Consider the following 18837-nt stretch of genomic DNA (forward strand, 5'->3'; position numbering starts at 1 on the left):
TCAATTACGTTATACTTATAAAGTGCAATTAAAAATGGAGGCATTCTATATGAATATTGTCAGCGAGAGAATAAAAAGTTGTTACAATGCGCTACCTTCATCAGAAAAGAAAGTTGCGGATTATATTCTCGAGAGGAAGGATGATCTATTCCAGTATCCTATCAAAGATCTGGCGCGTTTGTCGGGTACTACGCAGGCTGCGTGGACACGCTTTGCACAGGCTATAGGTTATGATGGTCTGAAAGACCTCAAAAATGCATATTATACAGAGGCGAATTCGTCACTTACCGTAGCCGATAAAGGGCCTAAGATTTCATTTAAGGATGTCAATGAGTATACATCACTTCAGTCTATTGCAGATAACATCTGTGCTACAAGCGTACAGGCTGTGCAGACAACGTACAGATTGTTCGATGCAGGCACTTTTAATGATGCTGTAGATAAGATAATCAATGCCAAGCAGATACAGATATTTGGCGTAGGTACGGCAGGACTTGCTGCTTATGACCTTTATTGCAAGTTGCTCAGAATCCATTATAATGTTGTATTTAACCAGGATCAGCACCTTAGCCTGATGACCGTTTCACAGATAGGACCGGCGGATGTTGCTATATTTTTTAGTGACAATGCCAGAAATAAGCAGATCATGCAGCTTTTCACAGCCGCTAAGGACGCGGGTGCGACAACTGTTGCGATAACAAAGCTTGGCAACAATGCACTCACAACCAGATGCGACTATGTTCTTTTTGCAACTTCACCTGAGATTGATAAAAAGAGTGGAATAACAAGCTCGAGATTTGCTCAGCTTTTCCTTGTAGATACTTTATATACCGCGATTGCAAATCGTGATTATGATAATATAGAGAAGTATCTTGCATTGTCGTACGAGATATTTTCAGAACCACAGTGGGAGTGAGGAGAGAAAGAATGGAAAAAATAGCTAGTTTTACAGTCAATCACCTTGATCTTGAGCCGGGTATATACGTTTCAAGAAAAGACAAGGTTGGGCAGGAGACATTAACAACATTTGATCTTAGAATGACGGCCCCAAATAAAGAGCCTGTTATGAACACAGCAGAGATTCATACAATGGAGCATCTGGGAGCAACATTTTTAAGAAACGATCCGGAGTACAAAGATAAGACAATATACTTTGGACCTATGGGATGCAGAACAGGTTTTTATATTATTCTCGCAGGAGATCTGGAGTCCAAAGATATCGTTCCGCTCATCACAAAAATGTATGAGTTTATCCGTGACTTCAAGGGAGAAGTTCCGGGAGCAAGCCCGAGAGATTGCGGAAATTATCTTGATATGAATCTTGGAATGGCAAACTTCCTTGCAAAGAGATATCTTGATAACACACTTTATAACATCACGGATAAGCACCTTGTTTATCCCGAATAATTAAGACAGAAAGAGAACAAATATATGAAAATAGGAATTATAGGTGCCATGGAGGTTGAAGTTGCAACCTTAAAGAGCAACATGACGGTAAAGAACACCGTAAAGAAAGCTTCCATGGAGTTTTATGAAGGAACAATAGGAAACACAGAAGTTGTTGTAGTAAGAAGCGGAATCGGTAAAGTAAACGCAGGAATCTGTGTGCAGATCCTTATCGATCTGTTCAATGTAACACACGTGATCAACACAGGAATCGCAGGATCTCTTAATGCAGATATAAATATCGGAGATATAGTTCTTTCAACAGATGCTTGTTATCACGACGTTGATGTCACAGTATTCGGCTACAAGAAGGGTGAGATTCCCCAGATCGGCGCAGCTACATTCGAAGCAGACAAAGCGCTCAGAGAAAAGGCAAAGGCATCGATCAAAAAGGCAGCTCCCGATATCGGAGTTTTCGAAGGAAGAGTTTGCAGTGGTGATCAGTTTATCAGCAGCGCCGAAGTTAAGGATGCCATAATCAAAGAGCATGGCGGACTTTGCACAGAGATGGAAGGCGCAGCAATCGCACAGGCAAGCTACCTTAACAACACTCCTTTCCTTATCATCAGAGCAATTTCCGATAAGGCTGACGGAGGCGCAGAAGTTGATTATCCCACATTTGAAGCAAAGGCAGCAAAAGACTGCGCAGCTATCGTAATGGAGATAATCGCAGAGCTCTAAGAAATTGCAGATTTAATCAGCTTTTTTGACAGCTTATAGATTAAAACATAAAATGACTTGGATTTATGAGAAAATCGCTCATGATCCAAGTCATTTTTTTTTGTAATCGCTTGATTAGAAAAAATATCTTTGATAAACTTTAGACGAATGGCGAAACCCAATTTCACGCGCCAAACAGGAGGATTTTATAATGGTTAGTTGGAACAATCTTGATACAATTAAATCCTATAACGATCTTGAAGGTATCAAACACGTTAATTTAGTTGAAGCTATGTCAGGGGAAAGCGGAGCTAAGAGAGTAAAAGAGTATTCAGTGCCTATGGCAGCCGGCCTTGCATACAACTACGCAGCCAAGGAAGTTGATGATGATATTATCAATGCTCTTGATGCGCTTGCAAAAGAGACACAGCTTATCGAGAAGTTTGAGGCGCTTTATAACGGTGAAGTTATTAACACCGGGGAAAAGAGAATGGTTCTCCACCAGCTTACAAGGGGACAGCTTGGAAACAAGGTAGAAGCTGACGGAGTTGATAAAAGAGAATTCTATGTAAAAGAACAGAAGAGAATCGCAGATTTTGCAAATAAAGTTCACTCAGGTGAGATTGCAAACGCAAAGGGCGAGAAGTTCACAACTGTTGTACAGATTGGTATCGGCGGAAGTGATCTTGGTCCTCGCGCTATGTATCTTGCACTTGAGAACTGGGCACACAGAACAGGCAACTTCAAGATGGAAGCAAAATTCATCAGTAACGTTGATCCTGATGATGCATCTGCAGTACTTAACAGCATTGATGTTGCTCATTCAATCTTTATCCTGGTTTCAAAATCAGGAACAACACTTGAAACACTTACAAACGAGTCATTCGTTACAGATGCGCTAGGGAAGGCAGGACTTGATCCATCCAAGCACATGATCGCAGTTACATCAGAGACATCTCCTCTTGCAAAGAGTGAGAACTACCTTGAAGCATTCTTCATGGATGACTTCATCGGCGGACGTTACTCTTCAACATCAGGCGTTGGCGGAGCAGTTCTTTCACTTGCTTTCGGACCTGACGTATTCGCACAGTTCCTTGACGGTGCTGCAGAAGAAGACAAGCTTTCAGCAAATGCAGACCTTAAGAAAAACCCTGCAATGCTCGATGCACTTATCGGAGTTTATGAGCGCAACGTACTTGGTTACTCAAGCACAGCGGTTCTTCCTTACTCACAGGGACTTAGCCGTTTCCCCGCTCATCTTCAGCAGCTTGACATGGAGTCAAACGGAAAGAGCGTAAACCGTTTCGGTGAGCCTATTAACTATGTAACAGGCCCTATCATCTTCGGTGAACCCGGAACAAACGGACAGCATTCATTCTACCAGCTCCTTCACCAGGGAACAGATATCATTCCTCTTCAGTTCATCGGCTTCAAGAACAGCCAGCTTCAGAATGATGTTGATATCCAGGGAAGCTCAAGCCAGCAGAAACTCTGCGCTAACGTAGCAGCTCAGATCGTTGCATTTGCATGTGGCAAAAAAGATGAGAACCTTAACAAGAACTTCAAGGGCGGACGTCCTTCAAGTATCATCATCGGTGATGAGCTAAATCCTAAGTCACTCGGTGCACTCCTTGCTCACTTTGAGAACAAGGTTATGTTCCAGGGATTTGTATGGAACATCAACAGCTTCGATCAGGAAGGTGTTCAGCTTGGTAAGGTACTTGCAAAGAGAGTTCTTGCACACGAGACAGAAGGCGCTCTTACTGAGTATGCAAAGCTTTTGAACATTTGATCATTGACATGATGAATTAATCTGCTTACAATAGCAGTAACTTAATAAGATCTTCAGGGCAGGGTGTAAGTCCCTACCGGTGGTATAGCCCACGAGCCGCAAGGCAGAATCGGTGTGATTCCGATGCCGACAGTATAGTCTGGATGGAAGAAGATGAGCAGAGCACTTAGCGAGGTATTGATAAGCTTAGTGCGAGTCATGGGGATGTACTTAATGAGTTTTTTTTGAATTTAGTACATATCACATACAGCAGAGGACCACAAATGAACGACGAATTATACATGCAAAGAGCCATAGAGCTTGCAAAAAAGGGCACCGGTTTTGTTAATCCCAACCCACTTGTAGGTGCCGTAATAGTAAAAGATGACATCATCATCGGCGAAGGTTATCACGAAAAATACGGAGAACTTCACGCAGAGCGAAATGCGCTTAAGAACTGTAGCGAGTCTCCCGAAGGTGCGACTATATATGTGACACTTGAGCCATGTTGCCATCACGGAAAGACACCGCCTTGCACCGAGGCAATCATAGAAAAAGGCATAAAGAGAGTTGTTGTAGGAGCACTTGATGTGAATCCTCTTGTTGCCGGAAAAGGAGTACAGATACTTCGTAATCACGGAATAGAAGTTGTAACGGGAGTTCTTGCAGACGAGTGCACAGCATTAAACAAAGTCTTTAATAAATATATTTTGAAAAAGCGCCCTTACGTGATCATGAAATACGCCATGACAGCGGATGGAAAGATTGCGACGGACACAGGCAAATCAAAGTGGATAACCTGCGAAGAATCAAGGAAAGAAGTACATGTCTTGAGAAACAGACTTATGGGAATAATGGTCGGAGTATCTACCGTTATTGCCGACGATCCGATGCTAAACTGCCGTCTTGATACGCCGCACAGAGATCCCGTCAGGATAATTTGCGACACGAACCTTCGGACACCGCTTGATTCAAAGGTTGTCCGGACAGCAGATACAAATAAGACAATAATAGCTACCGCTTCAGAAGATAAAGAGAAACTTTCCCAATATGAACAAAAAGGCTGCAAGATAGTAAATGTTCCGAGAAACTCTGAGGGAATAGATTTAAAAATCCTGATGGAAAAGCTTGGAGAACTCGGAATTGACGGAATACTTCTTGAAGGCGGCGGAACACTTAATAACAGTGCGCTTAGAGCACACATAGTTGATGAAGTGCATACATATATGGCGCCAAAGATATTTGGAGGAATGGGAAAAAGCCCTGTAACAGGCATTTTAATAGATGAGCCGGATGAAGCTATAGAACTTAATGTCACCGATATCTCCCGAATCGGAGATGATCTGCTTATAGAAAGCGAGGTTAAGTATAAATGTTCACAGGAATAGTTGAGGAAATGGGAACAGTCAAGAGCATCTCAAAAGGCGCCAAGGAAAGCACCTTGTGCATATCCTGCAAAAAAGTCTTAGAGGATGTAAAGATAGGCGATAGCATTGCAGTAAACGGCATCTGTCTTACAGTTGTGACTTTTTCAGACAGCTTTTTTACCTGCGATGTAATGAATGAAACATTCTCAAGATCGAGCCTTATGAATCTAGGAAACAAAATCCCTGTTAATCTCGAGAGAGCCATGAGTGCTCAAGGGAGATTTGGCGGACACATGGTTTCAGGACACATAGACGGAACGGGTAAGATAGCTTCGATAAAAAATGACGGAAATGCTGTTTGGTTCGAGATAAAGGCATCTGCCGGCATTATTGACGGAATTGTTGAAAAAGGCTCGATAGCAATAGACGGCATAAGCCTCACGGTTGCAAAGCTTAGCACTTCATCTTTCAGCGTTTCCATAATTCCGCACACATTAAAAGAAACAGTCCTTGGTGTGAGGAAAGTAGGAGATGAAGTAAATCTTGAAACTGACATCATAGGTAAGTACGTAAAAAAATATTGCGAAAAGAACGATCGCGAAAGTATCACAAAGGAATTTCTAATGCAGAAGGGGTTCTGTTAAGGAGGATAATAGGAAATGGATAAGCAACTTTTAGAAAAAGCTCTTTCAGATCTGAGAGAAGGAAAGCTCATCGTAGTTGCAGATGATGAGAAAAGAGAGAATGAAGGGGATCTTATATGTGCATCTGAGAACGTGACCGGAGAAGTCGTAAACTTTATGGCTAAGTACGGACGCGGCCTCATCTGCATGCCGATCAGCGAAGAAATTGCAAACAGGCTCTGCCTTAATCCCATGGTCAATCACAACACAGATAACCATGAGACGGCATTTACTGTTTCAATCGATCACAAGGACACAACTACGGGAATATCTGCCGATGAAAGAGCGATGACAGCAAGGATGTGTGCGTCGGATGAGTGTAATCCGTATGACTTAAGAAGGCCGGGACATCTTTTTCCCCTTGTTGCCAAGAGCGGCGGTGTTATAGAGAGACAGGGGCATACAGAAGCAACTGTAGATCTTCTTAAACTTGCGGGGCTCAAAGAGTGCGGCCTTTGCTGTGAGATCATGAAAGAAGACGGCTCAATGATGCGTGAGGAGGACCTTAAGAATTTTGCAAAAGAGCATGACCTTACGTACATAACGGTCGCTGATATCGCTGAGTACAGAAAAATCTACGACAACCTTGTAGAGTGTGTTTCAATCGCAAATATGCCGACTAAATACGGTAAGTTCAAGGCGCATTGCTATATCAACAAGATAAACGGTGAGCATCATGTTGCACTTGTTATGGGAGATATCTCAGACGGAGAAGATGTTCTTTGCAGAGTGCATTCCGAGTGCCTCACAGGAGATGTGTTCGGTTCAATGCGCTGCGACTGTGGACAGCAGCTTGATAAGGCGATGAAGATGATCGCTGAAGAGGGACGTGGAGTTCTTTTGTACATGCGTCAGGAAGGACGTGGTATAGGACTTGTGAACAAGCTCAAAGCCTATAAATTGCAGGACGAAGGAGCAGATACCCTTGATGCAAACCTTGCTCTGGGCTTCCCCGGAGATATGCGCGAATACTACACAGGAGCGCAGATACTTAGAGACCTTGGAATTAAGTCGCTGGATCTTTTGACCAATAATCCCGATAAGGTTTATCAGCTTGAGGACTACGGTATGAAGATAGCAAAGCGCGTTTCGATAGAGATAGAGGCGAATCCGTTCGATAAGTTCTATCTTCAGACCAAGAAGATCCGCATGGGACATATCCTGAAGGTATGACGATTGCGAAAATATCAATCAAATAGGGATTTTATTAGATGGGACCACAATGAACTCAGGGACTAACATGGTTTTGGCAATTGATAGAGTTTAGTCCCTGATATCATTTAAATACAAGAACATAAATAATGTTAAGGAGAAAAAATATATGAGAGTTTTTGAAGGAAATCTGGTATCGGAAAAGATTAAAGTAGGAATTGTAGTTGCAAGATTCAATGAGTTCATCACATCCAAGCTCCTCGGCGGTGCCGTAGATGCGCTCAAAAGAGAGAACGTAAACGATGATGATATCGATGTTGCCTGGGTTCCCGGTGCATTCGAGATTCCTCTTATCGCTGACAAGATGGCAAAGAGCGGCAAGTACGACGCAGTTATCTGTCTCGGCGCCGTTATCAGAGGATCGACATCTCACTATGACTACGTTTGCGCCGAAGTATCAAAGGGTGTTGCTCAGGTCAGCTTAAACAGCGGCATTCCTGTCATGTTCGGTGTCCTCACAACAGACAATATTGAACAGGCAATCGAGAGAGCCGGCACAAAAGCAGGAAACAAAGGCTTTGAATGTGCACAGGGCGCTATTGAGATGGCTAATCTTATCAGAAATTTGGGGTAAAAAGATATACGCGAGAAAATCCGGGATGTAAAAGTCTCGGATTTTTTTGTTTTATCATATATACGTTGACGTATATAATTAATGTTGACTGCTATATACGTTAGCGTATATAATTTGGACAAGAGATATATACGACAACGTATATAATGAGTGCGAGGTAGAAGATATGCTTATAGACGAGTATATAAAAAATAAGAAAATTTCTTTATACAAGTTGGCAGAATTATCCGGAGTATCATATCCGACAGTATATAATTTGGTGAATGGCAAATCTGATATAAATAATTGTGCCTTGGGTAAAGTTTTGCCAATAGCAAAAGCGTTGGATCTGTCAGTGGAAGATTTGGTCTTTTTATGCAATCAGAAATATACATTCACATTATTTAAGAGTGAACAATGCCATTTGGTGAATCGTATGGGCCAGGTCGAGTATGTTATTGAGGTTCTGGAAGATAAGAAGATAGATCGCTTTTGGAGATTATGTTGCTACGCTGAGGCAATGTATATGGTTGCCATGGTTGATTATCTCAGCAGATTAAATGATATCCCAAAGTGTACAAACTACAACTACATCAGAAGTCAAAAATTAAAAGAAAAGATTTATCCTATTGATGCGGTTATAGAAAAAAAGTTGACCAATAAAAATTCGCTTCTGAAAAAAATGGAAAAAGATGCTATTCCTGAGTTTTTAGCATTCAACATTGTCGAGGGAGATGTGATACATGGCTGATAATGATATCTTTTATTCAAAAGAAAATTTGGATAATTATCTTAAACAAGTAGGTAAAGTGTTTAGAAAGCTTAATGGAAAATATACTGATGCGGAAATTATATTGATAGGCGGAGCAGCAATTGTATCAAGATTTGGTTTCCGTAATTCAACTACAGATATAGATGCATTTATAAGAGCATCTTCCGTTATGAAAGATGCCATAAATATTGTTGGTGATGAAAATGGATTAAAAAGCGGTTGGCTCAATGATGATTTTAAAAAGACTCGTTCATATTCTGATAAGATACCGCAATATTCAATTCCATATAAAACCTTTTCAAATATTCTTCATGTCAGAACTATGCCCGGACCATATATTATTGCAATGAAATTAGCTTCACTGCGTCCTTATAAATATGACAGATCTGATATTATAGGGGTTATTTCAGAAGAAAAAATAAGTAAAGAGGAAATCATTACCGCAGTGGAAAATCTTTACGGAAGTGTAGATTCTTTACAACATTCTAAAGAGGCAGTGGCTTTTTTAGATGAAATCTATGGTGCCATAGATTTAAAAAATCTCTATGATGAGGAACGAAGTAGCGAGAGGAAAAACTTTCAGCTCCTCAAAAACGCAGAAGCATATGGAGAACAATTATCTGCTGATAATTTATCAGATGTACTGGAAAGGGCAAAGAAGATAGCATCTGAGAGAAAGCAAAAATAATAATACTCGTATTACGTTCTGTTTTTTCTCATATCAATATCATCCATAACTATCTTGAATAGAGCAGGGTACAGATATCCCCAAGACAGGTCAATCTCGATAAGTGCTTTGCTCTTACTCTCAACTCTGTAGCCTATTATGTTTCCTTCTTCTCCGGCAATAATGAGATAATCTCCTTGACCACTGAGAATGAGTTTTGTAGATTCCTCATGGGCTATTTCACTTCCATAAAAGCCACCTACATATCTCATTTTCATGGATTTATCTTTATAAAAAAGATATGCGTGGAAGATATCTAATTTATCAAAGAACTGAAGCATTTCGCTAAGATCTGAATTAAGATTGGAACTGCTTACGTTTAAAAGATTTCCTGTGACTTTTTTTACTCCGGGATGAACATAATTATCAAGGTATTTCTTGTACTTCTTTTCTCTGGTCTTGGTAACCTTATGCCAATATCTCTGATTCCAATATGGATGATTTTCATTCTTTTCAAGTAATTTACAATTTTTCTGCAAGCATTGATGCTTCTTTAGCATATCTTTGGATAGTGCTCCAAGATGTCTGATATTATGACAATATGCTACGGTATTCTTGGGACTTGGCTGTCCCTTCATATAATCTTTATTTCTTCGTGTGGCAGGTGCTATATCACCCCAATTCGTTGGCATATGCTTCACTTCCTTCTCAATATTACGGTTGCAATAAACATGTATTTCTTGAACATCATTTCTTCCGAGAAGAAAGAAGCAAAATGATAAATATTATTATCAAAAAAGCATAAAACCCATATTGAAGTAGCATCATTACAGTTGCTACCAAAAGACAAGATATTCCAACCCAAAATAATCCCATATCATTACTCCAATAACTTAAACTTTCATTTAATCGTTTTGATGATAGAATTATCTCACTTGAGTTGTCCCATAATCCTCCCAGAATTATGCCAGGGTCTTAAAATATCCTCGATAAAAAAATGAATTTCGCGGCATCATCATAATAAGTGTTGAATTTATAATATCAGAGCCGGCAATTATCGAATTGATCCATGCAATATACTTAAGATATATGCCAACGTGTTCAGAAACCAGATAAGAGCTAAAACCCACAAGGCAAGTAAGCGCAAGAAACGGTAAAGTCATGAAAATCCAGAATTCTCGCTTGGATAAAATAAAATCCGGCGTTAACCACAAATATATACCGGAGCGATTTAAGTAAATATCGCCTTTTCGAAAAACAGTCGCAATATGTAGCAATTCATGTACCATATATGTTATTGCAAAAAGAACTAATCTGATCATGAAGTGTCCTGCACGTAGCCTTCCCAGAGATAAAGCCGTTATAAAAAGTAATATCATCAATCCATATGCAAACCACATATAATTTCTGCGGAACCATTCATGCCGGATAAAAGGTTTATACTCATTTTCATCAATATCCATTTGGGGTAATTCTTTGCCAATATAAAGCATGTTTATTTGCTCCTACTTATTGTAAGTCATATTGCATCTATATTTTCTTTATCATGATCATTTCCATAGGTTGCTCATATCCCGGAATATCTACGATAAATCCGCCACAATCCTTGTAACCAAGCTTGCGATAAAAATGTTGAGCATCCTCATCGACCTGCGTAGATGTCATGATCATTCCGTAGCCTTGTGATTTCATATCCTGTTCCCAGTATTCAATCATCTGCTTTCCGTAGCCTTTACTGCGATAAGTAGAATCAATAAAGAGCATTGTACAAAACGGCGTATTGTCCCAGAAAAGGTTATATCTAAGCACACCGATAACCTTTTCATCTTCAACATAAACATACCCCTGCTTGCATGCTACCTTTTCATCAAATACCGCTTCAGGTAGATGCTTATCGAGGGAGTACCATGATTCTTTATCTTTGAGTTCAACGAGTCTTATCATAGTTATCCTCCGGAAAAAAATTATCTCAATTCATTTTTTACGAACACATCAAATCTGGGCAAATTAAGTTTAATGATTCCTCTGCCGGAAACATCGATAAGTCCTTTGTCTCTAAGTCTTTCTCTGTACTGTGAAAACTCGTTTTTCTTTTGCTTAGTAAGTTCAAGCAGTTCGGAAACCGGCATGACATCCTTTTTTACTATGAAGGACATGAACCATTTATCTTTTTCAGACAGTTCGGACCACATCTTCTTATAAACGTAGTAGCTGAGCGCTTCATCAAATTTTATAAGAACAGATTCGGTTAATTCATGATTTTTTTCTTCCCAGATGTATTTACCCAAGGCCTGATAAGCAAAGGGATAGCCCTTTGTAATAAGCGCCATATCCATTGCTTTTTCTCTATCGATTCCGAATACCTTTGAATACTTCGCAGCAATTAAAGTAAGGTTGAGCGGCTCCATCTCATATTGCGGTGTTCTGTATAAAAAAGTGAGATTCTTTGCATTTTTTAAATTGCTGATGTTTTCATAGAGGCCTGCCATCAGCAGGAATATAGGTAATTCTTCCCTTATAAGAATCTGGAAACTGCTCACAAATTCTTTCATAAAAGCGGTATTGGATACTTCATCAACAGTTACGAGAACTTTTTTCTTTTTCTTTCGAACTTCTTTAAGCATTATTTCAAGCGCAGATTCAATATCAGCGACAGGAGACTTGGTCTTGATATTAAGGCCAATTCCGAACTTTGAAAGATTAAGATTTGCATCAACAAATTTTGTCACGAATTCTCTGCTGTCATATAGCTTGCCTACTAAGCTTTCGAGCATATTTCTCTCAGCGTTCAGCCTTATTACAATCCAGTCCTCTGACATGGAAATCTTTTTCTCAATTGCAGTCATGGTTACAGTCTTACCGCTTCCTCTGGTTCCCGTAAGCATGAAGCAAGTATTCTGCGAATCTTCGTCAGTCATCTCCTGAACAATCTCATCGATTATCAGCTCTCTGCTTATATATTGACTTGGTACTTTTCCGAAATTTATTACAAAAGGATTTCGTTCCATATGCGGCTCCTCCTATATACATTTATATACTTTGTGAATACTTATATACTTCTATATACTTTTGGTATCATTATATACTTTTATATACTTTGCATCAATTGACATATATTAGAAAAAAATATTATTATCTTGTAAAAGTATTTAACGATAATTCGTAATCGGTTAGAAAGGAAAATAATGAATTTTTTTGATGAATTACTTAAAAGTATTGGTGTAGCATCACGAATAGATGCTTTAAAGAAGGATATTGGGAAACAATCGAATAATATTTATATTTTTTTTGATATTGAAACAACAGGTACAAGTATCTATTATTCTGAACCGGTTCAAATCAGCGCGATAAAAGTATGTGATGGAAAGATAGTCGATAAGTTTGATACATTGGTAAAACCACATAGACCAAATCCAGATGAAGCAATAGCGGTAAATCACATTACAAATGATATGTTGAATTCAGCTCCAAGTTTTAGAGAAGTATATTATAAGTTCAAGCAGTATGTTGGAAATTTTATTTTAGTAGGATACAACATAAGAGGATTTGACTTACCATTATTAAACACAAGAGTAAATCTTTTAAATGGTGAAAAAATAAGTGTTCATTATATTGATTTATATCAACATGTAAGAGGCATATTTCCAGGACTTAAGGATTACAAGTTGACTACTGTTGCACAACAACTTGGTATTGATACTTCTGGAGCACATAATGCGTTAAGTGATTGTTTTATTACATACAATGTTTTTACCAAAATAAGAGAAAGTGGAAAAATACTTGAACCTAAGATATATCAAGGAACAGAGTTTGCTTATAAAACAAAGCTAAGCGAAGAAAGTCTTGCTATAAATATTTTAAGAAAAATCATGAATAAAATTGTTGAGGATAAAGAGATTAGCAATGCTGAATTTTATGAATTGCAAACGTGGATAAAAGAAAATTCTAATTTAAAGGGGAACTATCCTTTTAATGAGATTTCTAATGAATTAGAAAAGATATTATCTGATGGAGTAATTGAAGAATTAGAATTAAAAAGTTTGGAAGTACTAATTAATGAGTGGCTTGATCCGGTAAAGAATAGTAAGCATATTCCAATTACAACTATTTTAAATAAGCATTTTGTAATTACCGGTGACTTTGAGATGGGAGATAAAGAAGTAGTAATAAAGTTTATAGAAAGTAAAGGAGGAATAGTAGACGATAGAGTAGTTAAGAAAACGGAATATGTTATTGTAGGTGCATTAGGAAGTAGATTGTGGGTAGCAGGTAATTATGGAACCAAGATAAAGAAAGCACTTGAATATAAGGGAAAAGGCATAGATATTCAGATTGTAAGAGAAAAAGATTTCATAAAAGAAGCAAATGCTATTCAGTAGGAATGCAAAAATATTTACAGGAAAGGGGCTGTCGCATTTGCTTAGTGCGACAGCCCTCCGCAAACTTTGAGAATAATCATATGCAAAGGGAGTCTTTCTTCGCAACAATAAGATATCTATGAATTGTCCCCTCCACGAATCCGCGCTTATCAATCTCTTCCTGCATTTCCAGAAGTTTATCAAAACATTTATCCACCGAGAACCCCGGGAATTCCCAATCGATGATATGCGCGAACCAGACAAATGCGCCGACATCATAAAATCTTATAGGCCTAAAGGACTCGTCAGCTCTGACAATCTCAAATCCGGACTCTTCAAACCTTCTTTTTTGAATAGATAACTTAAGCTCAGGAAATGGCGCAGGTACATCAGGAAGCACCATCTTTACAAGATCCCTGTCATTCTCGCTGCCGACCTGCTCTGTAATAAATATTCCGTTCGGCCGAAGTAGCCTGAAGTTTTCCACAGGATCAAAATCACCATGTCTGTTTATTATCATGTCAAAAGAACTATTATCAAAAGGAATAAATGAAGCATCGTCACATTCTTTAAAATCAATTCCAAGCGGCAACAATTCTTTTTTGCACAACTCAACGTTCGGTGAATATCCTTCTGTAGCTGCGGTATTAGCATATGGGTGTCCAAGGGATAAAAGAAATTCTCCGCCGCCTGTATCAAAGTCAAGTAACTTCATGCTATCAACACGGCTTTCATCGATAACCTGCCTGTAATCCCAAGGAAGGTCATCTTCCTCTTCATATCTTCCATGAATATGAGAGAAATCCCATCCGTGAATATGCGCAATTTCTTCCTCTGCCATCCATTCTTTTTTCAATCTATCTATTCTATCTGTATTCATAACTGCTCCTTTTCAAATATTTACCCAATATAACTACCTATTGATCCAATTTGTCCGGTGCAGTATGTGACAGCATCTTACATCAATTAACCTCGGTACAACCTGCTGTCAGCATTAAAACTGCACCGAGTAATTGTCTCGTGTTCTCATGAGTACCTCCAAACAGAATTCGTTCAATAGAGTATACATTCTTGAACATAAAGTTCAAGAATGCATCAACCAAGCCAATTTGAATCGACTTTGTCGATGAGGCTTGGTTGACTCTTGAATCACTTTCTCACGAAATCCGCAGCTAGTGCGGATTTCTGTAATTTCATTTAAGATATCATACCATATCCCGCGATAATGAATCCTTATTGCCAGACATAAAATCAATTGAATTTTCAACAGACGCCTCCGATGATACTATGATTCCATCCCAAGGGGACAGAGAATTACAGAAGTATAGGAGAAAAGATATTATGAAAAAGTTAGCAGCAGCACTATTAACAGTCGGTGTTTTTGGAACAATACTTACAGGATGCGGAAGTGAGGAAGCATCGTCAACAGAAACAAATACAGCAGGAGAAGCATCAGCGGAGGCAGGAAGCGAAGCAGGACAGGCCAAAGAGGAATCCGGAGCAAAGACAACCTACGAGACAGCAAAAGAAAACGGATATATCACTTTTGCAACAGAAGGAACTTATGCACCGTATTCATTCCATGATGACAGCGACAAGCTCACAGGTTTTGATGTTGAAGTTGCACAGGCGATTGCAGACAAGCTCGGACTTGAAGCTAAGTTCACAGAGACACAGTGGGACGGAATCATCGCAGGACTTGATGCAGGAAAGTATGATGCCATCGCAAATCAGGTTTCCATCACAGATGAGAGAAAAGAGAAATATCTTTTCTCAGATCCATATACATACGTGTACGGCGTAGTCATAGTAAACGGTGACAACACAGATATAAACAGCTTTGAAGAACTCAAGGGAAAAGACGTTGCGCTCACAGTTACAAGTAACTGGGCAGAACTTGCAGAGAGCTACGGCGGCAAGATCGTTTCAACAAACGGATTTTCAGAGTCAATCCAGCTTGTTATTCAGGGACGTGCGGATGCGACAGTAAATGACAACGTTACTTTCCTTGATTACAAGGCAAACCAGCCTGACGCAAATGCAAAGGTTGTAGCTACTTCCGATGAAGCAACAGAGTCTGCAATCCTTATAAGAAAAGATGACAGCGATCTTCAGGAAGCAGTTAACTCAGTACTTAAGGAGCTTCGCGATGACGGAACACTTAAGAGCATTTCAGAGAAGTACTTCGGAGAGGATATAACAGTTGCACACTGACAGTGCAAAAAGACGGTGAATACTATGAGCGCAAGATTACTAAAAATAATAGCGGACGCACTTCCAAAAATTTTGCTAAGCGGGATTACAGTTACAGTTCCGCTGACACTTATTTCTTTTGCAATCGGAATGATACTGGCAATTGTGGTAGCGGTGGTCAGAGTGCTGAAAATAAAAGTACTCTCTGAATTCTTTAGATTTTATGTGTGGGTATTCAGAGGAACACCGCTTCTTGTACAGCTGTTTATCATCTTCTACGGCTTACCGGGCGTGGGGCTCAACATCCCCGCATTCCCGTCAGCGATCATAGCTTTTTCACTTAATGTCGGAGCGTATGCGTCGGAGACCATAAGAGGTGCGATAGTTTCGGTTCCCAAGAGCCAGACAGAAGGCGCGATTGCATGCGGGCTCACCTCATGGCAGGCGATATATTTCATAGTCCTTCCGCAAGCGATAAAGGCTTGCATACCGGCGCTTTTTAACACTTTTATTTCTCTGATAAAAGACACATCACTTGCAGCGAACATTACGATAACCGAGATGTTCATGAAGACACAGAGAATAGTTGCCACAACCTATGAGCCGCTTGCACTCTACATAGAGGTTGCGCTCATATACCTTCTGTTTAGTACAGGTCTGACTTATCTTCAAAAATACGCAGAGAAAAAACTTAGCTATAACTCGCGCAAAGTGCAGACCGCATAAGGAGAAACCAAGATGATAAAACTACAGGGCTTGCACAAGTCATACGGAGCAAAAGAAATACTAAGCGGAATAGACATTGAAGTTAATAAGGGAGAGACCGTAGCAATAATCGGACCTTCCGGCGCAGGCAAATCCACAGCCTTAAGGTGCATCAACCTACTTGAAACTCCCGATAAAGGGACACTTACAATCGCGGGAAAGAGCTATGACCTTGCCAAACTTACAAGCAAAGAGATTCTTGAGATCAGACAGTCTACAGCAATGGTCTTTCAGAACTTCAGTCTCTTCGAGAATAAGACTGCGCTTCAGAATATAACGCTTCCGCTTATCAAGGCAAAAAAGATAAATAAGGAAGAAGCAGAGAAAATCGCTATTGAGAATCTTACTCAGGTTGGCCTCCTTGACTGGAAAGACCACACCCCGTCTCAGCTTTCCGGCGGACAACAGCAAAGAGTCGGAATCGCACGCGCTCTTGCACTTAAGCCCGATGTCATTCTTTTTGACGAACCGACAAGTGCGCTTGATCCCGAGAAAGTACAGGACGTTCTCGAGATAATAAAAAGAATTTCAAAAGAACAGCATATAACTTCCGTGATCGTTACACACGAACTTGAATTTGCTCTTGATGTTGCGGACAAGATTGTATTCCTTGCAGACGGAAAAGTAGTTGAGGAGGGAACAGCGAAAGAAGTTCTTAAGAATCCAAAGGACGAGAGAACAATCAAATTCCTAGGACATTTTGCGGATAAACTTGAATATGTGATATAAGAATAATATAGATGCCCCAAAAGACTGGAAAATAGTTTTTTGGCCGGCATCTTATTTTTTTCACAATTATCTCCCATATATCCACATATTAACAAAATATGGTATACTAAAAAAGAGTAGGGGGTTATTATGCGATTCCGTACGAAACTCATTATTACTTCATTGGTAATTGTCATATTTCCGTTAGCCCTTGCATTTGGTACATTCCTTTTGTTTGGAAGGTATATTGCGCATGAGCAAAAAATGCAGGAACACTCAGGCTCTGTAGACTACAATATGGTTTCCGATCCGTATGAAACATTTGCGAAGGTAACAGACGAACTAATATTGGAATTTGATACAGAGCGATTCATTAATCCGGTTGTTCTTGAGGATTTTGAAGTTCTCCACGAATTAGATGAGAAACTTGCAACTATATATTCATATGTAGTTGTAATACAAGGCGATAAAATTTATTACGTTGATGCCGCAAATTTAGAAAGAGCTCAAAACGTAAGAGGCGATCTTTATAGGTACGGAACCGGTATTAACAGTGTTTATTTCACTAAGACAAGACATTTTTTTGTAAGACAGTACGACTTCATTTTTTCAACGGGTGAGCCCGGAAGTCTTTATATTATATCTGAAGGCAGCGCAACTTTTACCAAATCACTAATAATATTTATGACCGTTGCAATAGTATTTATTCTTTTGGTAACAAGTATTTTGCTGACTACATGGATGGGAAGAAGTTTCTTCAAACCTATTGATGAACTTAATGTTGCCATGCAGCACATTAAGGACGGTAACTTTGATTATATGCTTCCGACGGACATCAAGGAAAAGGGCGAGATTGGCGCTATTTACAGAAATTACGAAGACATGCGCCTAAGGCTCAAAGAATCTGCGGAAGAGAAGATAGAACGAGAACGGCAGAACAGAGAGCTTATCAGTAATATTTCTCACGATCTTAAGACCCCCATAACTGCCATAAGAGGATACTCTCAGGGACTTATGGAAGGCGTAGCCGCCAATCCCGAGATGCAGCGCAAGTATGTTAAGATTATTTACAACAAGGCAAATGACATGAATAATCTTATCAATGAGCTCACGCTATACTCGAGTATCGACAACAACAGAATTCCGTATAACTTTGTAAAACTTAATGTTGCGGAATATTTCGGTGATTGTATCGAGGAAATCGGTGCAGATCTTGAAAGTAAGTCAATAAAACTTAATTACTCGAATCTGACGGGGCCTGATACACAGATAGTTGCAGATCCCGAGCAGCTTAAGCGAGTGGTGAACAATATAGTCAGTAACAGTGTCAAATATCTCGACAGAGAAGACGGCACGGGGCAGATAGACATAAGGATATTGGATGAGGTCGATTCTATCCGCGTAGAACTTGAAGATAACGGAAAAGGTATCGCACAAAAAGACATTCCGAATATTTTCGACAGATTCTACAGAACGGATGCTTCCAGAAATTCCAAACAGGGCGGAAGCGGAATTGGTTTATCCATCGTAAAGAAGATCATAGAGGATCATGGCGGATATATATGGGCAACAAGCCATGAGGGAGAGGGAACGTGTATGCATTTTGTGCTCAGGAAATTCGTTGAGTATGCAAACAGTTCTGAAACAGTTACAGTTGACCATAATACTTAAAGAAAGGCAGA

Annotated in this window: 20 protein-coding genes and 1 riboswitch; of the genes, 15 read left to right on the forward strand and 5 right to left on the reverse strand. The window is 39.6% G+C overall.

Annotation, left to right across the window (positions count from 1 at the left end; all coding sequences use genetic code 11):
• Window positions 1-49: 49 nt before the first annotated feature.
• The 10 genes from T356_RS0104390 (at window position 50) to T356_RS0104435 (ending at window position 9152) form a co-directional block, all read left to right on the forward strand.
• On the forward strand, window positions 50-916 hold the full coding sequence (locus tag T356_RS0104390) for a MurR/RpiR family transcriptional regulator (protein WP_026513448.1): 867 nt from the start codon (window positions 50-52) through the stop codon (window positions 914-916).
• Window positions 917-927: 11 nt separating this feature from the next.
• Window positions 928-1407 carry an S-ribosylhomocysteine lyase gene (locus T356_RS0104395; RefSeq protein ID WP_026513449.1) on the forward strand — a complete coding sequence of 160 codons (480 nt, stop codon included), beginning with the start codon at window positions 928-930 and terminating at the stop codon, window positions 1405-1407.
• 24 nt (window positions 1408-1431) lie between these two features.
• Window positions 1432-2127: a 5'-methylthioadenosine/adenosylhomocysteine nucleosidase gene (locus T356_RS0104400; RefSeq protein ID WP_026513450.1), complete on the forward strand. Its 696-nt coding sequence runs from the start codon at window positions 1432-1434 to the stop codon at window positions 2125-2127.
• 190 nt (window positions 2128-2317) lie between these two features.
• Entirely contained in the window at window positions 2318-3898 is a 1581-nt protein-coding gene (locus tag T356_RS0104405; protein ID WP_026513451.1) for a glucose-6-phosphate isomerase, read from the forward strand.
• Window positions 3899-3943: 45 nt separating this feature from the next.
• A riboswitch (FMN riboswitch) is annotated at window positions 3944-4057 on the forward strand.
• Window positions 4058-4161: 104 nt separating this feature from the next.
• Entirely contained in the window at window positions 4162-5265 is a 1104-nt protein-coding gene (gene ribD, locus T356_RS0104410; protein WP_026513452.1) for a bifunctional diaminohydroxyphosphoribosylaminopyrimidine deaminase/5-amino-6-(5-phosphoribosylamino)uracil reductase RibD, read from the forward strand.
• Entirely contained in the window at window positions 5250-5888 is a 639-nt protein-coding gene (gene ribE, locus T356_RS0104415) for a riboflavin synthase (protein WP_026513453.1), read from the forward strand. Before ribD ends, ribE begins: the two co-directional genes overlap by 16 nt.
• Window positions 5889-5903: 15 nt before the next feature.
• Window positions 5904-7100 (forward strand): bifunctional 3,4-dihydroxy-2-butanone-4-phosphate synthase/GTP cyclohydrolase II, encoded by a 1197-nt coding sequence (locus T356_RS0104420; protein WP_026513454.1) that lies wholly within the window; start codon window positions 5904-5906, stop codon window positions 7098-7100.
• A gap of 148 nt (window positions 7101-7248) precedes the next feature.
• Window positions 7249-7713, forward strand: coding sequence for a 6,7-dimethyl-8-ribityllumazine synthase (gene ribH, locus T356_RS0104425; RefSeq protein WP_026513455.1), 465 nt, complete (start codon window positions 7249-7251; stop codon window positions 7711-7713).
• A 166-nt stretch (window positions 7714-7879) separates the two neighbouring features.
• Window positions 7880-8443, forward strand: a complete 564-nt coding sequence (locus T356_RS18350) for a helix-turn-helix domain-containing protein (RefSeq protein ID WP_051563141.1) — start codon at window positions 7880-7882, stop codon at window positions 8441-8443.
• Window positions 8436-9152, forward strand: a complete 717-nt coding sequence (locus T356_RS0104435; RefSeq protein WP_026513456.1) for a DUF6036 family nucleotidyltransferase — start codon at window positions 8436-8438, stop codon at window positions 9150-9152. Before T356_RS18350 ends, T356_RS0104435 begins: the two co-directional genes overlap by 8 nt.
• Window positions 9153-9163: 11 nt before the next feature.
• On the opposite strand, the gene T356_RS0104440 is transcribed toward T356_RS0104435, so the two are convergent.
• From T356_RS0104440 to T356_RS0104460, 4 genes are all read right to left on the reverse strand, one after another.
• On the reverse strand, window positions 9164-9823 hold the full coding sequence (locus T356_RS0104440) for a hypothetical protein (protein ID WP_026513457.1): 660 nt from the start codon (window positions 9821-9823) through the stop codon (window positions 9164-9166).
• Window positions 9824-10093: 270 nt separating this feature from the next.
• The gene (locus T356_RS0104450; RefSeq protein ID WP_051563142.1) at window positions 10094-10624 is read right to left on the reverse strand and encodes a DUF3267 domain-containing protein; all 531 of its coding nucleotides are present in this window, start codon (window positions 10622-10624) and stop codon (window positions 10094-10096) included.
• A 37-nt stretch (window positions 10625-10661) separates the two neighbouring features.
• Window positions 10662-11075, reverse strand: a complete 414-nt coding sequence (locus T356_RS0104455; RefSeq protein ID WP_034468655.1) for a GNAT family N-acetyltransferase — start codon at window positions 11073-11075, stop codon at window positions 10662-10664.
• 20 nt (window positions 11076-11095) lie between these two features.
• The gene (locus T356_RS0104460; RefSeq protein ID WP_026513460.1) at window positions 11096-12139 is read right to left on the reverse strand and encodes a hypothetical protein; all 1044 of its coding nucleotides are present in this window, start codon (window positions 12137-12139) and stop codon (window positions 11096-11098) included.
• A 177-nt stretch (window positions 12140-12316) separates the two neighbouring features.
• Between T356_RS0104460 and T356_RS20165 the strand changes: the two genes are divergently transcribed.
• Window positions 12317-13510 (forward strand): exonuclease domain-containing protein, encoded by a 1194-nt coding sequence (locus T356_RS20165; RefSeq protein ID WP_051563143.1) that lies wholly within the window; start codon window positions 12317-12319, stop codon window positions 13508-13510.
• Window positions 13511-13586: 76 nt separating this feature from the next.
• Here T356_RS20165 and T356_RS0104470 read toward each other — a convergent pair whose 3' ends face one another.
• Complete coding sequence (locus tag T356_RS0104470; protein WP_026513461.1) at window positions 13587-14369, reverse strand: methyltransferase; 783 nt, start codon at window positions 14367-14369, stop codon at window positions 13587-13589.
• 461 nt (window positions 14370-14830) lie between these two features.
• Between T356_RS0104470 and T356_RS0104475 the strand changes: the two genes are divergently transcribed.
• The 4 genes from T356_RS0104475 to T356_RS18365 all read left to right on the forward strand — a co-directional run bounded on the left by T356_RS0104475 (window position 14831) and on the right by T356_RS18365 (window position 18826).
• Window positions 14831-15703, forward strand: a complete 873-nt coding sequence (locus T356_RS0104475; protein WP_035780394.1) for an amino acid ABC transporter substrate-binding protein — start codon at window positions 14831-14833, stop codon at window positions 15701-15703.
• A 24-nt stretch (window positions 15704-15727) separates the two neighbouring features.
• The gene (locus tag T356_RS0104480) at window positions 15728-16408 is read left to right on the forward strand and encodes an amino acid ABC transporter permease (RefSeq protein ID WP_026513463.1); all 681 of its coding nucleotides are present in this window, start codon (window positions 15728-15730) and stop codon (window positions 16406-16408) included.
• A gap of 12 nt (window positions 16409-16420) precedes the next feature.
• Window positions 16421-17176 carry an amino acid ABC transporter ATP-binding protein gene (locus tag T356_RS18360; RefSeq protein ID WP_035780396.1) on the forward strand — a complete coding sequence of 252 codons (756 nt, stop codon included), beginning with the start codon at window positions 16421-16423 and terminating at the stop codon, window positions 17174-17176.
• A gap of 129 nt (window positions 17177-17305) precedes the next feature.
• Window positions 17306-18826: a sensor histidine kinase gene (locus tag T356_RS18365; RefSeq protein WP_035780399.1), complete on the forward strand. Its 1521-nt coding sequence runs from the start codon at window positions 17306-17308 to the stop codon at window positions 18824-18826.
• Window positions 18827-18837 lie beyond the last annotated feature (11 nt).

It is taken from the genome of Butyrivibrio sp. LB2008 (assembly GCF_000621565.1).
Classification (GTDB): Bacteria; Bacillota; Clostridia; order Lachnospirales; family Lachnospiraceae; genus Butyrivibrio.

Bases quoted from the DNA above. Each gene is read 5' to 3' on its own strand.
- T356_RS0104390 (WP_026513448.1), top strand. From the start codon at position 50: ATGAATATTGTCAGCGAGAGAATAAAAAGTTGTTACAATGCGCTACCT.
- T356_RS0104395 (WP_026513449.1), top strand. From the start codon at position 928: ATGGAAAAAATAGCTAGTTTTACAGTCAATCACCTTGATCTTGAGCCG.
- T356_RS0104400 (WP_026513450.1), top strand. From the start codon at position 1,432: ATGAAAATAGGAATTATAGGTGCCATGGAGGTTGAAGTTGCAACCTTA.
- T356_RS0104405 (WP_026513451.1), top strand. From the start codon at position 2,318: ATGGTTAGTTGGAACAATCTTGATACAATTAAATCCTATAACGATCTT.
- ribD (WP_026513452.1), top strand. From the start codon at position 4,162: ATGAACGACGAATTATACATGCAAAGAGCCATAGAGCTTGCAAAAAAG.
- ribE (WP_026513453.1), top strand. From the start codon at position 5,250: ATGTTCACAGGAATAGTTGAGGAAATGGGAACAGTCAAGAGCATCTCA.
- T356_RS0104420 (WP_026513454.1), top strand. From the start codon at position 5,904: ATGGATAAGCAACTTTTAGAAAAAGCTCTTTCAGATCTGAGAGAAGGA.
- ribH (WP_026513455.1), top strand. From the start codon at position 7,249: ATGAGAGTTTTTGAAGGAAATCTGGTATCGGAAAAGATTAAAGTAGGA.
- T356_RS18350 (WP_051563141.1), top strand. From the start codon at position 7,880: ATGCTTATAGACGAGTATATAAAAAATAAGAAAATTTCTTTATACAAG.
- T356_RS0104435 (WP_026513456.1), top strand. From the start codon at position 8,436: ATGGCTGATAATGATATCTTTTATTCAAAAGAAAATTTGGATAATTAT.
- T356_RS0104440 (WP_026513457.1), bottom strand. From the start codon at position 9,823: ATGCCAACGAATTGGGGTGATATAGCACCTGCCACACGAAGAAATAAA.
- T356_RS0104450 (WP_051563142.1), bottom strand. From the start codon at position 10,624: ATGCTTTATATTGGCAAAGAATTACCCCAAATGGATATTGATGAAAAT.
- T356_RS0104455 (WP_034468655.1), bottom strand. From the start codon at position 11,075: ATGATAAGACTCGTTGAACTCAAAGATAAAGAATCATGGTACTCCCTC.
- T356_RS0104460 (WP_026513460.1), bottom strand. From the start codon at position 12,139: ATGGAACGAAATCCTTTTGTAATAAATTTCGGAAAAGTACCAAGTCAA.
- T356_RS20165 (WP_051563143.1), top strand. From the start codon at position 12,317: ATGAATTTTTTTGATGAATTACTTAAAAGTATTGGTGTAGCATCACGA.
- T356_RS0104470 (WP_026513461.1), bottom strand. From the start codon at position 14,369: ATGAATACAGATAGAATAGATAGATTGAAAAAAGAATGGATGGCAGAG.
- T356_RS0104475 (WP_035780394.1), top strand. From the start codon at position 14,831: ATGAAAAAGTTAGCAGCAGCACTATTAACAGTCGGTGTTTTTGGAACA.
- T356_RS0104480 (WP_026513463.1), top strand. From the start codon at position 15,728: ATGAGCGCAAGATTACTAAAAATAATAGCGGACGCACTTCCAAAAATT.
- T356_RS18360 (WP_035780396.1), top strand. From the start codon at position 16,421: ATGATAAAACTACAGGGCTTGCACAAGTCATACGGAGCAAAAGAAATA.
- T356_RS18365 (WP_035780399.1), top strand. From the start codon at position 17,306: ATGCGATTCCGTACGAAACTCATTATTACTTCATTGGTAATTGTCATA.